This is a genomic window from Streptomyces albidicamelliae, assembly GCF_025642175.1.
In the GTDB taxonomy this organism is placed as follows: Bacteria; Actinomycetota; Actinomycetes; order Streptomycetales; family Streptomycetaceae; genus Streptomyces; species Streptomyces albidocamelliae.
The window spans coordinates 6123620-6137498 of record NZ_CP106795.1 but is presented as its reverse complement, the minus strand read 5'-3'; the positions used below and the strand labels follow the sequence as shown (position 1 = coordinate 6137498).

Below are 13879 nucleotides of genomic sequence, written 5' to 3'. Positions count from 1 at the left end.
CCACGCCCACAGCAGAGCCACCGCCGGCACGGGGAGCAGGACGAGGCTCGACCACTCGCCGTAAGCCATCGCACACCCCCTCCGAGCCGCGCCTAACCCGTCGTCCCTCGACCACCGCCATCACCGGCCGCCAACTACCGGACGACCGGACATGCGGTGTGTACCGAAAGAACGGGCGGCAGTCACAGAGAGTTCCCGCCGAGCACGGAGAGTTCGCCCACGGTGGGACGCGCACAGAAAGCGGAACAGGCGCGAACGAGTCCCGTCGTCCGGCCCGCGGCCCGGTGATCCGGCACGGGAGGCGTCAGAACCCCGCGGGCACCCAGTCCGGCAGCGCCTCGGTCCGCTCCACCCACTCCGTGGGCGGCGTCCCCGCCTTCCCGGAGGCGAGCACCCCGCCCATGATCGCGCAGGTGGTGTCCACGTCCCCGCCCACCTGGGCGGTCGTCCAGAACGCCTTCTCGAAGTCACCGAGGCTCCGCGCGGCGGACCACAGAGCGAAGGGAACCGTGTCGTGGGCGGTCGTGCGCCGGCCGCACCCCAGGACCGCCGCGACCGTACCCGCGTCGGCGTAGTCGAGCATGTCCCGGGCACGGCGGAGGCCCTGCCCGACCGCGCTCTTGGGCACCAGGGCGATGACGCCGTCGAGCAGGGCGTCGGGCGTGGGCGGCCCGTCCGGCGAGCCCGCCAGCGCGGCGGCCGCGGCGACGGCCATGGCACCGACCACGGCCTCCCGGTGCTGGTGCGTGGGATAGGCCGAGATCTCGGCCTGGTGGGTCGCCTGCTCCGGATCGTCCGCGTACCAGGCGCCCAGCGGGGCGATGCGCATCGCCGCCCCGTTGCCCCAGGACCCCTGTCCGTTGAACAGCGCGGCGGCCAGCTCACGCCAGTCCTCGCCCTCCCGGACGAGGCGCAGCAGCCGGTTGACGGCAGGGCCGTATCCCCGGTCGAAGTCGTGGTGCACGGCGAAGGAGCGGGCCAGCGCGTCCTGGTCGACGCGCTGGTGCGCGGCGAGGACGGCGACCACGGAGCAGGCCATCTCCGTGTCGTCCGTCCACTGCCAGGGGCCCGCCGGCAGCTCGCGGCGCTTCAGCAGGGGGTAGTTCGCCGGGACGAAGTACTGGGAGCCCAGGGCGTCCCCCACGGCCAGTCCGCGCAGGCTCGCCAGAGCGCGCTCGAGGCGTCCGAGAGAAGAGGAGTCAGCGGTCATCGCACTGCCACTCTATCCGGTGACCCAGTACGGCACCGGCTCCCGCCAGCGCTCGAAGGGCCTGTCCAGTGTGTACTTGCCGTCCTCCCCGAGAACGAGCATCCGCATCTCGGCGTTCCCGGGATTCGACAGGGACTCGAATTCCGCCACCGTCCAGTGGAACCAGCGCATGCAGAACAGCCGCATCGCGAGCCCGTGGGTCACCAGGAGCACGTTGGGCGGATGGTCCGGGTCCTCGAAGCTGCGGAACAGGCTCTCCAGGAAGCCGCCGACCCGGTCGTACACGTCGGCGCCGGACTCCCCCTGCGGGAAGCGGAAGAAGAAGTGGCCGTAGGCGTCGCGGTAGGCCTTCTGGAGGCGGACGTCGTCGCGGTCCTGCCAGTTGCCCCAGTCCTGCTCGCGCAGCCTGGGTTCCTCGCGCACCCGTATGCGGTCGGGGTCGAGGTGGAAGGCACGGAGCGTGTCGTGCGTACGGCGGTACGGAGAGACGTACACGCTCACGCGCTCCTGGCCGAAGACCTCCCGGAGCGTCTTGCCGGTCTCCTCGGCCTGTCGCCGGCCGCGCTCGGTGAGGGCGAGCGCGTGGTCGGGTTCGCGTTCGTACACGGAGTCGTCAATGTTCCCGGTTGACTCGCCGTGCCGGACAAGGACGATGCGCCGTGGTCGTGCCATGCCGAAACCCTAGATCGAGTGGGAGGGAGTCGAGCACCCGTACCGGCCCCGTACGGCGCAGATCACACGATTTTCTCGCCGGAGGCCGTCGCCGGGCAGTGCTGAGGCGACCCGGACAGTGCATTTGTTTTCCGGACCCTCCCCCCGTGCGCTCAGACCGTCCAGGACGGTTCCAGCTCCACGATGTCACCTGACAGCGCCGCTATGTCCGTCTCCGTCTGGGCGCGCAGGGCCAGGCGCTCCACCCGCTCGGTGCGGTACTTGCCGTGCTCGGCCGCCGACCGCCACATCGACAGGATCATGAACTCCTGTGCGGGCGCCTCGGCGAACATGCCGCGGATCATGCCCGGCGAACCGGCCATCGCGGGATTCCAGACCTTCTCCTGCATGAGCGTGAAGTGCTCGACGCGCTCTTCGTTCACCCGGCACAGGGCCACGCGGATCAGGTCGGCGTCGGTGAACCGCGGCTCGAAGCCCGTCTTCACGTCGAAGCGGTACTCGAACAGCTTGACCTGCGGATCCTTGAACGAGCCGGCCTGGGCGGACGCCAGGCGGTCGTGGGAGCGGGCCATGAAGGAGTCGTAGAAGGCACGGCTTTCCCAGAAGGCGAAGATGTGCGCCACGCCCTGCCGCTGCCGGCTCCAGCCTCCGCCCTGTCCCCGAAAACCCGGCTCCCCCAGAAGCCCCGCCCATTTCCGCTGCCCGCGCTCGAAGCCGCGGCGGTCCACCACGGTGCAGCGAATCCACTTGACCAGCACCGCGCCATCGTAAGGCCAGCGGACGTGGCGCCGGTCACGCTCCGGCCGAGATCGCCCGCGCATACGCCCCCGCGCGCATGGCACGATGGACAAGATGCCCTGACTCCGCGGGAGTTGGGAGGAGAAGATCTTCAGGGGGGAAGGAACGCCCGGTGACCGGCTTCAGCAAGGGAATCCGCAAGATCGAGGTCGCGCTCAAGTGGGACCCCAGTCCGACGGGTCAGCCGCCCACCGATCTCGACATCGTCGCCGGGACCTTCGAGTCGGGCGACCCGTACGGCGCCCCGGCCTATCTGGTGCACTTCGACAGCCGCTCGCCGGACGGCACCATCTACCTCGACCGGGACAGCAAGGACGGCAAGGGCTTCGGTTGGGACGAGGCCATGACGCTCGAACTCGACCGCCTCGGCGAGCGCTACGCGCGCGTGGTGGTCGGTGTCGTCATCCAGCAGCAGCTCGCGCACCGGACCTTCGCCGGCGTGCTCGGTCCGGCCATGCGGATCCGCGAGGGCTACACCGTCCTCGCCGAGGACGACTTCGGCTCGGTCCCGGACGCCACGGCCGCGGTGATCGCCGAGTTCGTCCGGGACGGCTCGGGCGAGTGGACGTTCCGCGCCGGTGTCCACGGCTTCGACGAGGACCCCGCGGGCTTCAGCCGGGTCATGGGCAGGGCACGCCGCTCCTGAGGCACGCCCGCGCACGGCCGGACAGAAGTCCCGCGCCGCACACAGCCGCACAGAAGTGAGGGGCGCCGGCAGATGCCGGCGCCCCTCGCTTCAGGACCCTCTACGGGAATCCGTCAGTCGTCAGCTGCAGCCGCTGGTCGAGCCGCAGCCCTCGCAGATGTAGCAGGAACCGGCCCGCTGCATCTTCGTACCGCAGGAGAAGCAGAGCGGAGCGTCCGCCTGGATGCCCAGCTGCATCTCCACCAGCTCGGCGCTGGTGTGCGCCTGCTTCGGAGCGGGCTTGGCCACCTCGGCCTCGGCCTTCGGCGCGGCGACCGCCTTCAGCTCCTGGGTGCGCGGCGCCGACTGGGCCAGGCCCTCGACGTCGACCTCGTCGTCGGCCGGCTCGTAGGAGCCGGTCTCCAGGTGGCGCTGGCGCTCCTCGGCGGAGTGGATGCCGAGCGCGGAACGGGTCTCGAAGGGCAGGAAGTCCAGCGCCAGGCGGCGGAAGATGTAGTCGACGATCGACTGCGCCATCCGCACGTCCGGGTCGTCCGTCATGCCGGCCGGCTCGAAGCGCATGTTGGTGAACTTCGAGACGTACGTCTCCAGCGGCACGCCGTACTGCAGACCGACCGAGACGGCGATCGAGAAGGCGTCCATCATGCCCGCGAGGGTGGAGCCCTGCTTGGACATCTTCAGGAAGACCTCGCCGAGTCCGTCGTCCGGGTAGGAGTTGGCGGTCATGTAGCCCTCGGCACCGCCGACCGTGAAGGACGTGGTGATACCGGGGCGGCCCTTCGGGAGGCGCTTGCGGACCGGGCGGTACTCGACCACCTTCTCGACCGCGGCACGGATCGTGTCCTCGGCCTTCTCGGTGATCTCGGCCTTCTCGTCCTCCTTCTTCTTGGCGGAGAGCGGCTGGCCGACCTTGCAGTTGTCGCGGTAGATCGCGAGCGCCTTGACGCCGAGCTTCCAGGCCTCGTAGTAGATCTCCTCGACCTCCTCGACGGTCGCCGTCTCCGGCATGTTGACCGTCTTGGAGATGGCACCGGAGATCCAGGGCTGGATCGCGGCCATCATGCGGACGTGGCCCATCGGAGAGATGGCGCGCTCGCCCATGGCGCAGTCGAACACCTCGTAGTGCTGCGGCTTGAGACCGGGGGCGTCGATCACATTGCCGTGCTCGGCGATGTGGGCGACGATCGCCTCGATCTGCTCCTCCTGGTAGCCCAGGCGGCGCAGGGCCTGCGGGACGGTGCCGTTGACGATCTGCATCGAGCCGCCGCCGACGAGCTTCTTGAACTTCACCAGGGCGAGGTCGGGCTCGACACCGGTGGTGTCGCAGGACATCGCGAGACCGATGGTGCCGGTCGGGGCGAGCACGGACGCCTGGGAGTTACGGAAACCGTTCTTCTCACCGAGGCGCAGCACGTCCTGCCAGGCCTCCGTGGCGGCGGCCCACACCGGAGTGTCCAGGTCGTCCATGCGGACGGCCGTGCCGTTGGCGTCGGAGTGCTGCTTCATGACGCGCTTGTGGGCGTCGGCGTTGCGGGCGTAACCGTCGTACGGGCCGACCACCGAGGCCAGTTCGGCGGAGCGGCGGTAGGCCGTACCCGTCATCAGGGAGGTGATGGCGCCGGCGAGGGTACGGCCGCCGTCGGAGTCGTACGCGTGGCCGGTCGCCATCAGCAGGGCGCCGAGGTTGGCGTAGCCGATGCCGAGCTGGCGGAACGCGCGCGTGTTCTCGCCGATCTTCTGGGTCGGGAAGTCCGCGAAGCAGATCGAGATGTCCATCGCGGTGATGACCAGCTCGACGACCTTCTGGAAACGCTCGGTCTCGAAGGACTGGCTGCCCTTGCCGTCGTCCTTCAGGAACTTCATCAGGTTCAGCGAGGCCAGGTTGCAGGACGTGTTGTCCAGGTGCATGTACTCGCTGCACGGGTTCGACGCGGTGATCCGGCCGGACTCGGGGCAGGTGTGCCAGTTGTTGATGGTGTCGTCGTACTGGATGCCCGGGTCGGCGCAGGCCCACGCGGCCTCGGCGATCTTGCGGAAGAGCGCCTTGGCGTCGACCTCCTCGATGACCTCACCGGTCATGCGGGCGCGCAGGCCGAAGTCGGTGCCCTTCTCGACCGCGGTCATGAACTCGTCGTTCACGCGGACCGAGTTGTTGGCGTTCTGGTACTGGACGGACGTGATGTCGTCGCCGCCCAGGTCCATGTCGAAGCCCGCGTCGCGCAGGACGCGGATCTTCTCCTCCTCGCTGACCTTCGTCTGGATGAAGTCCTCGATGTCGGGGTGGTCGACGTCGAGCACGACCATCTTGGCGGCACGGCGGGTGGCGCCACCGGACTTGATGGTGCCGGCGGAGGCGTCGGCGCCGCGCATGAAGGAGACGGGACCGGAGGCGTTGCCACCGGAGGAGAGCAGCTCCTTGGAGGAGCGGATGCGGGAGAGGTTCAGGCCGGCGCCGGAGCCGCCCTTGAAGATCATTCCCTCTTCCTTGTACCAGTCGAGGATCGACTCCATGGAGTCGTCGACGGACAGGATGAAGCAGGCGGAGACCTGCTGCGGCTGCGGGGTGCCCACGTTGAACCAGACGGGGCTGTTGAAGCTGAAGATCTGGTGCAGGAGGGCGTACGCCAGCTCGTGCTCGAAGATCTCGGCGTCGGCGGGCGAGGCGAAGTACTTGTGGTCCTCGCCGGCCTTCCGGTACGTCTTCACGATGCGGTCGATCAGCTGCCTGAGGCTGACCTCGCGCTGCGGGGTGCCCACGGCGCCCCGGAAGTACTTGCTGGTGACGATGTTGACCGCGTTCACCGACCAGAAGTCGGGGAACTCGACGCCACGCTGCTCGAAGTTGACCGAGCCGTCGCGCCAGTTGGTCATGACGACGTCACGGCGCTCCCAGGCCACCTCGTCGTACGGGTGCACGCCGGGGGTGGTGTGGATGCGCTCGATACGCAGCCCCTTGGTGGCCTTGGTGCCCTTGGCTCGGGAACCTCGTGCCGGACCGCTCGCCGTCTCTGTCATGCCGCCTCCCTATACGGGCAAAAAACGCCCTGAAGTGCCCCGTTTGTTCCCGTGGCACGGTGTTCTGTCTTGTGCTGCGGGCATCGTCAGCTGCCGCCCGCAACAGGTCTTCGGTCGCCGCCTTCCGGCCGGAACCCGGGTCTCCCGGTGTCCGGCCCGCCGGTCAGTCGGCGGCGTTGGCGGGCACAGGGACGTGAGCCGTCCCGCCGCGCCCGCGATCGTCTTCCTGGCTCCCCGTCGGCGCGTCGTCGTCCGCGACGGGGTCCCGCGTCGCCTCCCTCAGCTCCGCGATCGCGGCCTCGAAGTCGTCGAGCGAGTCGAACGCCCGATAGACCGAGGCGAATCGCAGATAGGCGACGAGGTCGAGTTCCTGCAAGGGGCCGAGTATGGCCAGCCCCACGTCGTGGGTGGTCAGCTCGGCGCTCCCGGTGGCCCGCACCGCCTCCTCGACCCGCTGGCCGAGCTGGGCGAGTGCGTCCTCGGTGACAGGCCGCCCCTGGCATGCCTTGCGCACACCGTTGATGACCTTGGTACGGCTGAAGGGCTCGGTGACTCCGGACCGCTTGACCACCATGAGCGAGCACGTCTCCACGGTCGTGAAACGACGGGAGCAGTCGGGGCACTGGCGGCGCCTGCGGATCGACGTGCCGTCGTCGGTCGTACGACTGTCGACCACACGGCTGTCGGGGTGCCTGCAGAAGGGGCAGTGCATGATCTCCAACCCTCCTCACAGCAGACTCAAAAGCCTCGTCAGACCCCATGGGCCCCGCGAAGCAGCCCTAAGCATAGGCGATCGCGGAGCCTTCTCAGACCCGGGGGACCACAACTTGTGGGCTGCTGTAGCCATCCAACCACTAGATGTGGGGCTTGGCTCATACACAGAGGCAGATTCGCGTGTCGTAGGAGGCAGGCCGGTCACGCACGCGCGTGGCGCCCTGATCGCGGGTACCCGCCGGCGACTCACCCGAACACGCGGACGCAGCACCGTATCTCTGTGGTGTTTACGGAGATACCGTGGGCGCCGCACGGAGGACGCGTGGGACTCCGGCACAGAACGGGCCCGGCTCCCGGTCGGCGAGGTTCCGGATGGCACACTGGGGCACGGCTCACGAGGCCGGGATCCCGGCGGTGAACAGTACAACAGCGAGCGCTTCCGCCCGTCGGGTACCGCGTTAGCCATACACCCAGGCACGTGATCGCGTCAGGTGAACCCCACTTTTTCACTCGAACGTGTGTTTGGCGCAACCTTTCGAAAGCAACTACCGTTGTCCAGCAGGGAGACCATCGAGAGGGGCCGACGTGACCACCACCGCAGACAGTGCCACCATCACTGCCCAGGACCGCCCCCAGGGCCGAGTCGAGCCGGTACACGCGATGAACGAAGCCATGAATCCCGAGGGACACAAGCGCTCCCTGCCGGGCCGACCTCCAGGCATCCGGGCCGACAGCTCAGGACTCACCGACCGGCAACGCCGGGTGATCGAGGTCATCCGCGACTCCGTCCAGCGCCGGGGATACCCGCCGTCGATGCGCGAGATCGGCCAGGCCGTGGGCCTCTCCAGCACGTCCTCGGTCGCACACCAGCTGATGGCACTGGAGCGCAAGGGCTTCCTGCGCCGCGACCCGCACCGCCCGCGCGCCTACGAGGTGCGCGGCTCGGACCAGGCCGTGACGGTGCAGCCCACGGACACCGCCGGCAAGCCCGCCGCGTCCTACGTCCCCCTGGTCGGCCGTATCGCCGCCGGTGGCCCGATCCTCGCGGAGGAGTCCGTCGAGGACGTCTTCCCCCTCCCCCGCCAGCTCGTCGGTGACGGCGAGCTGTTCGTGCTCAAGGTCGTCGGCGACTCCATGATCGAGGCCGCGATCTGCGACGGCGACTGGGTCACCGTCCGCCGCCAGCCGGTCGCCGAGAACGGCGACATCGTCGCGGCCATGCTCGACGGCGAAGCCACCGTGAAGCGCTTCAAGCGCGAGGACGGCCATGTCTGGCTCCTGCCGCACAACTCGGCCTACGAGCCGATCCCGGGCGACGACGCGACCATCCTCGGCAAGGTCGTCGCCGTGCTGCGGCGCGTGTGACCGCTGCGGCGGACGGGCCTGTCGGCCTGCTCCCTGACCGGGCCCCGGAACCCCTGCGCCGGTTCCGGGGCCCACGTTCTTCCGCGCACCGCGCGACCCGCCCACTGTCGGGCGGCCGTGCGGGAAGTGGCCTGACCCGTCTTCCGGTCAGGCCACTTTTCGGTCACTGGGCGGCCATCTGCTCCGCTTCGGACGCCTTCGCCGCCGCGTCGATCGCGGACAGCGACTTGCGGACCTGGTTACGGTCCGTGGTGAACCAGAAGTCCGGCAGCGACGCCGTCAGATAGCTGGCGTACCGCGCGGTGGCGAGGCGCTGATCCAGTACGGCGACCACACCGCGGTCGCCGGACGCGCGTACGAGACGGCCGGCGCCCTGGGCCATCAGCAGGGCCGCGTGCGTGGCGGCCACCGCCATGAAGCCGTTGCCCCCCGCGTCCTCCACCGCCTTCTGGCGCGCGCTCATCAGCGGGTCGTCGGGGCGCGGGAAGGGGATCTTGTCCATGACGACCAGCTGGCAGCTGGGCCCCGGGACGTCGACGCCCTGCCACAACGACAGCGTGCCGAAGAGACAGGTCTGCGGATCGGCCGCGAAGTTCTTGATCAGCTCGCCGAGCGTCTCCTCGCCCTGCAGCAGGATCGGGAACTCGGGAATCCGGGAGCGCAGCTCCTCCGCCGCGAGCTGGGCGGCCCGCATGGAGGAGAACAGCCCCAGGGTGCGGCCGCCCGCCGCCTGGATCAGCTCGGTCAGCTCATCGAGCATGTCGCCGCGCTCGCCGTCCCGCGCGGGGCGCGCCAGATGCTTGGCGACGTACAGGATGCCCTGCTTGCGGTAGTCGAAGGGCGAGCCGACGTCGACGCCCTTCCACTTCGGCAGGTCCTCGCCCTCCGTCCCCTCCGGGCCGAGCCCCAGGGAGGCGCCCACGCCGTTGAAGTCACCGCCCAGCTTGAGGGTCGCCGACGTGAGGACGACGCTGCGGTCCGCGAACAGCTTCTCCCTCAGCAGTCCCGACACCGACATCGGCGCGACCCGCAGGGAGGCACCGAAGCGGTCGTGGCGCTCGTACCAGACGACGTCCCACTCCGAGCCGTTCACGACCCGTTCGGCCACGTCGTGCACCGACTCCACCGAGGCCAGGGCCTGCTTGCGGACCGCGTCCTCGTCCTGGACCGACTTGTCGCGCGTCGCACCGATCGCGGAGATCACCGTACGAGCGGCATCGCGCAACGCCATCAGCGCATAGCCGAGATCCTCGGGGATCTCCTCGAGCCGGCCGGGCAGCGCCAGCTCCATCAGCCGCTCGAAGCCCTCCGCGGCGGTCTGGAGCTGGTCGGCGGCCTTCTCGTTGACCAGCTTGGCGGCACGGCGCACGGCCCGGTTGACCTGACCGGGGGTGAGTTCGCCCGTGGCGACGCCCGTGACACGGGAGACGAGTTCGTGCGCCTCGTCGACGATCAGCACCTCGTGCGGGGGCAGCACCGGGGCGCCCTCGATGGCGTCGATGGCGAGCAGGGCATGGTTGGTGACCACGACCTCGGCGAGCTTGGCGCGCTCCCGGGCCATCTCCGCGAAGCACTCGGCGCCGTACGCGCACTTCGACGCCCCGAGGCACTCCCGCGACGACACCGACACCTGGGCCCAGGCCCGGTCCGAGACGCCCGGTGTGAGGTCGTCCCGGTCACCGTTCTCGGTCTCGTCCGACCAGTCCCGCAGCCGCAGCAGGTCCTGGCCCAGCTTGCTGGTGGGCGCGGCGGCCTCGAACTGGTCGAAGAGACCCTCTTCCTCGTCCTGCGGCATGCCCTCGTGCAGGCGGTGCAGGCACAGGTAGTTCGACCGGCCCTTGAGCATGGCGAAGTCGGGGCGACGGCGCAGCAGGGGGTGGAGCGCGTCGACCGTGCGGGGCAGGTCCCGCTCCACCAGCTGGCGCTGCAGGGCCAGGGTGGCCGTCGCGACGATCACTCTTTCCCCGTGCGCGAGCGCGGGCACGAGGTAGCCCAGCGACTTACCGGTGCCGGTGCCGGCCTGCACCAGGAGATGGGATCCGTCGTCGATCACCTCGGCGACCGCTTCGGCCATGGTCACCTGGCCGGGGCGCTCCGTGCCGCCGACGGCGGTGACGGCGGCATGGAGGAGTTCGGGGAGTGAGGGCTTCGTCATAGCCCGACCACCCTACGGCCCGGCACTGACAAACGGGCGATCACGATGAGGAGAGGGGGCGGGATCACGGCCGGACTCCTGGGTCGGGGCGGACGGGCGGCGGGAGAGGGCGAGCACGGGGAACCGGCGGGACGGGACGAGCGGACCCTACGGACTGACGGGTGGGCCGCCGCACCGCCGGCGCATGCGTCATCACAGGGCGCTCGTTGTCACAGGGCGCTACAGCACACCGCGCAGGTTGCGGTCCCGGACCATGAGGGCGGCCCGTTTGTCGGGCAGGTCGACCTCGGCCGCGTACCGGAAGCCGGCGCTCAGGAACGCGGCGATGGAGGGGGTGTTGCGAAGATCGGGTTCCGCGACGACACGAGCGCACGCGGGGCGCCGGTCGAGGATGAGGTCGGCCACGGCCCTGAGCAGGGTGGACCCCAGCCCCCGCCCGCGGTCCTCGGCGTCGCCGACGAGGAGGTGGACCCCGGTGTCGTGCGGTCGTGCCGGATAGCGGCGGGCCAGCGGATCGAGGTCCGCGCGGTAGATCTCCCAGTAGCTCATCGGGGTGCCGTCCAGCGCGCCCAGACACGGCACGCTGCGTCCGTCGCCGTCGAGCTGGGTCCGCAGATGGTCCTCGATCCGCTCGGTGGGTCCGGCCAGGTCCCAGAAGTGAGCGACGGCCGGGTCGTTCATCCAGCCGTGGATCAGCGGCAGGTCGCGTGCGACGCGCACGGGCACCAGATGGAAGGAGCCGACGGGGGTGTCGACCGGCCCCCAGGTGTGGAGCCGGTCGAGGAGGCCGGGCGTTCCGGCGCGGAAGAACGCGACGAACTCGGAGGGCAGGTGCAGGTCCAGTGTGTCCTCGCTGTCCGCGTCGTCGTCCTCGACGGCGAACCGGCTGAACACGGCGGCCCGGGTGCGGGCGTATGCAGTTCGGGGGCCGGTGCGGCCCGGGTCGGCGGGGACGGATCCCCGGTCGGCGTTCGCGCCGGTGGGAGGCACGGGCGCTCCTCTCAGGAGGTGGAGTGGGTCATGGTCCTCGGAAGTGCGGGAGGCGGGGCGGTTCGTCGTGGTGGGCGCGGCTCAGGCCTGAAGGGGGTTGGCGATGGTCACGTAGACGGACTGGGTGTCGACCGGGCCGACGAGTTCGTCGAGGCCGTGCAGCCGGGTGAGGAGGTTGGCCTTGCAGCGCAGGACGGGTGGGTCGAGCAGGAGGCCGGGCAGGGAGGTGCGCAGTGCGCCGGGGCCCGAGTGGAGGTCGGCGAGGAAGCGGCGGAAGGCCGCGAGCAGCAGACGCTCGTCGGCGAGACGCTGTGAGCCGAAGGCGCCGATCAGACCCAGCACGTTGTTGACGGCGAGGTAGTAGACGAAGCGTTCGTCGGTGACCTCGTCCGGGACGAAGGTGTCGCTGCGTTCGCCGATGCCGGGCAGCCGGGCGGCCAGTTCGGCCCGCCGGGACTCGCGGAAGTAGTACCCCTGGTTGTCGCGGTAGCGGCCGCCCGTGGGCCAGCCGTCGCGGTCCAGCAGGACGAGGGTGTTCTGCTGGTGGGCTTCGAGGGCGATACCGGCCTCGCTGTCCAGCCAGAGCACGGGGCGCACGACTTGTTCCAGGTAGCGCAGGAACCACTCCGCCGCGACGGCTCCCACGGGGCGCCCGGTGCGCGCGGCCAGCCGTGCCATGAGCAGGGCGAGGCGGGACCGCATGGTGCCGGCGGTGTGCGGCAGCGGCGACTCGGTGTCCGGCTCGGGGTGCGGCCGGGGCGAGACGAGTCCCGCGACGCAGGCGACGTCGTCGGTCGGGGCGAACGGATTGTGCCTGAGCAGCGCGTCGAGTCCGGGTACGGGCCGTCCGTCCCGGTCGTCGACGGCGAGCCAGGCCGGGTCGCGGACGACGTCGAAGCCGGGGTGTACGGCCTGCCACTGCTTGAGCAGGCCGGTGCGGAGCAGCCGGTGCACCTCGACTCCGCGGTGCAGCTCCTTGCGGAGGTTCTCGCGCCGGGAGTTGGTGATGCGCAGGCCCAGCGACAGCTTGAGCATCGCCGACGCCCCGGTCCGGTGGACGGTCCGCACGGAGGAGGTGGGGTGCCAGGCGGGGCCGGCGGTCCCGAGGTCGTGGAGCAGTCCGGCGTCGAGCAGTGCCGCGACGCGTGCGTCGTGCCGTGCCTCACGCGCCTGCCACGGGTGCAGGGGGAGGGCGGTGTAGCCGTCGGGCAGGGGCAGAGCGGTTTCGGCGAGGCGTCGCGTGAGGTGGCCGGCGGAGACGGGCCGGCCGCGTTCGGTCCAGGCCGAGTCGGTGGCGAGCAGCGAGGGGGCGACGGCCATCCAGTGCAGGGGGAAGGAGCCGCGTAGTTCGGGTGAGTAGTGGCGGGCCTCGGCCTCGGTCAGGCCTTCCCGGCTCTTGGGGGTCGGGTGCAGGGGGTGTCCGAGGAGGAGGGCCTGCTCGGCGTCGAGGAAGAGGTCGGGGGTGCCGGCGGGGCGTGCGCGCCGGTCGCCGATGAAGGTCGCGGTGCGGCGGAGGGAGTCGGCCACTCTGGCCACGAGGTCGCCACCGTTTCCGTGGCCCGCGTGGGAGGTTCCGGACGGGGAGGGCCGGCCTGCCGCGTCCGCGGGGGGAACCTGCGCGGGCGGGGATGCCGCCGCCGTGGGGGCGCCGGCGCCCGGGGGCGGGCAGTCCGCGGCCCAGGCGGTCTCCCGGGTGAGGAACGCCGCGAGGGTGACGGCGTCGACGGGAGGGGCGGTCGGCGGTGCGCCGGTGAGTCGGGGTGGTCCGAATCGGTGCCATCCGGTGGGGGACCAGTAGCGGACCGGGACGGTCAGTGAGGCGCCGCTCGCGGGCAGCGGGACGAGGAGGGTGCCGATCGTGGGGGCGGGCAGGTCGGTCTCGCGGACCCAGCACCGCAGGAGGTTCTCCACGGCGGCGGCCTGGGCGGCGGTGCCGGGATCGGGGTCCTCCAACGGATCGGTGCCGGGCTCCGCGACTCGCGTCAGTGACACGCTCCGCCGTTTCTGCTGGGGCACCGACTCCGCGAGCGGGACGGGCGAGTTCGGGGCGCCGGAGTCTCCCTGCTCGTCGGGAGCACCGGAGCGGCCGTCCGGATGGGGGGTGTCGGTCATGACGGCTCCTCGGGGTGCGGGGGCGGACTGATGCCGGGCCGTACCCGGCGTCCGCTCGGTCGGCGTCCGCGCCAGAGGCGACCGCCGGCGGGGCGGAGTCGGGGGCCGCGTCGGCCGGCGGTGGGCGGGCTTGGGCGGGATGGCTGCGGAGTGGTCACGGGATTCGGTGTCGGGCCGGTGGTTCCAGAAGGGGGTGAGGGTG

10 protein-coding genes are annotated in these 13879 nt (G+C 70.7%); 2 read left to right on the top strand and 8 right to left on the bottom strand.

Going from position 1 to position 13879, the window contains the following annotated elements:
• Positions 1-304: 304 nt before the first annotated feature.
• The 3 genes from N8I86_RS28045 to N8I86_RS28035 all read right to left on the bottom strand — a co-directional run bounded on the left by N8I86_RS28045 (position 305) and on the right by N8I86_RS28035 (position 2640).
• The gene (locus N8I86_RS28045) at positions 305-1210 is read right to left on the bottom strand and encodes an ADP-ribosylglycohydrolase family protein (RefSeq protein ID WP_073897714.1); all 906 of its coding nucleotides are present in this window, start codon (positions 1208-1210) and stop codon (positions 305-307) included.
• Between the two features lie 12 nt (positions 1211-1222).
• The gene (locus N8I86_RS28040) at positions 1223-1882 is read right to left on the bottom strand and encodes a histidine phosphatase family protein (protein WP_073897716.1); all 660 of its coding nucleotides are present in this window, start codon (positions 1880-1882) and stop codon (positions 1223-1225) included.
• 152 nt (positions 1883-2034) lie between these two features.
• Positions 2035-2640, bottom strand: coding sequence for a YdbC family protein (locus tag N8I86_RS28035; RefSeq protein ID WP_263278974.1), 606 nt, complete (start codon positions 2638-2640; stop codon positions 2035-2037).
• Positions 2641-2792: 152 nt separating this feature from the next.
• Between N8I86_RS28035 and N8I86_RS28030 the strand changes: the two genes are divergently transcribed.
• Positions 2793-3326, top strand: coding sequence for a TerD family protein (locus N8I86_RS28030; RefSeq protein ID WP_263278973.1), 534 nt, complete (start codon positions 2793-2795; stop codon positions 3324-3326).
• 120 nt (positions 3327-3446) lie between these two features.
• Here N8I86_RS28030 and N8I86_RS28025 read toward each other — a convergent pair whose 3' ends face one another.
• Positions 3447-6341, bottom strand: coding sequence for a vitamin B12-dependent ribonucleotide reductase (locus tag N8I86_RS28025; RefSeq protein WP_073897722.1), 2895 nt, complete (start codon positions 6339-6341; stop codon positions 3447-3449).
• A gap of 163 nt (positions 6342-6504) precedes the next feature.
• Positions 6505-7053 carry a transcriptional regulator NrdR gene (gene nrdR / locus N8I86_RS28020; protein ID WP_263278972.1) on the bottom strand — a complete coding sequence of 183 codons (549 nt, stop codon included), beginning with the start codon at positions 7051-7053 and terminating at the stop codon, positions 6505-6507.
• 587 nt (positions 7054-7640) lie between these two features.
• Between nrdR and lexA the strand changes: the two genes are divergently transcribed.
• Complete coding sequence (gene lexA, locus N8I86_RS28015) at positions 7641-8420, top strand: transcriptional repressor LexA (protein ID WP_073897725.1); 780 nt, start codon at positions 7641-7643, stop codon at positions 8418-8420.
• Positions 8421-8583: 163 nt separating this feature from the next.
• Here lexA and N8I86_RS28010 read toward each other — a convergent pair whose 3' ends face one another.
• The 3 genes from N8I86_RS28010 to N8I86_RS28000 form a co-directional block, all read right to left on the bottom strand.
• Positions 8584-10575, bottom strand: a complete 1992-nt coding sequence (locus tag N8I86_RS28010; RefSeq protein WP_263278971.1) for an ATP-dependent DNA helicase — start codon at positions 10573-10575, stop codon at positions 8584-8586.
• 219 nt (positions 10576-10794) lie between these two features.
• The gene (locus N8I86_RS28005) at positions 10795-11565 is read right to left on the bottom strand and encodes a GNAT family N-acetyltransferase (RefSeq protein WP_073897729.1); all 771 of its coding nucleotides are present in this window, start codon (positions 11563-11565) and stop codon (positions 10795-10797) included.
• A gap of 81 nt (positions 11566-11646) precedes the next feature.
• Positions 11647-13677 carry an IucA/IucC family protein gene (locus tag N8I86_RS28000; RefSeq protein WP_263278970.1) on the bottom strand — a complete coding sequence of 677 codons (2031 nt, stop codon included), beginning with the start codon at positions 13675-13677 and terminating at the stop codon, positions 11647-11649.
• Between the last annotated feature and the right edge of the window lie 202 nt (positions 13678-13879).

Excerpts from the sequence above, each read along its gene's own strand:
- N8I86_RS28010 (WP_263278971.1), bottom strand. The coding sequence starts at position 10,575 with ATGACGAAGCCCTCACTCCCCGAACTCCTCCATGCCGCCGTCACCGCC.
- N8I86_RS28025 (WP_073897722.1), bottom strand. The coding sequence starts at position 6,341 with ATGACAGAGACGGCGAGCGGTCCGGCACGAGGTTCCCGAGCCAAGGGC.
- N8I86_RS28000 (WP_263278970.1), bottom strand. The coding sequence starts at position 13,677 with ATGACCGACACCCCCCATCCGGACGGCCGCTCCGGTGCTCCCGACGAG.
- nrdR (WP_263278972.1), bottom strand. The coding sequence starts at position 7,053 with ATGCACTGCCCCTTCTGCAGGCACCCCGACAGCCGTGTGGTCGACAGT.
- N8I86_RS28045 (WP_073897714.1), bottom strand. The coding sequence starts at position 1,210 with ATGACCGCTGACTCCTCTTCTCTCGGACGCCTCGAGCGCGCTCTGGCG.
- N8I86_RS28040 (WP_073897716.1), bottom strand. The coding sequence starts at position 1,882 with ATGGCACGACCACGGCGCATCGTCCTTGTCCGGCACGGCGAGTCAACC.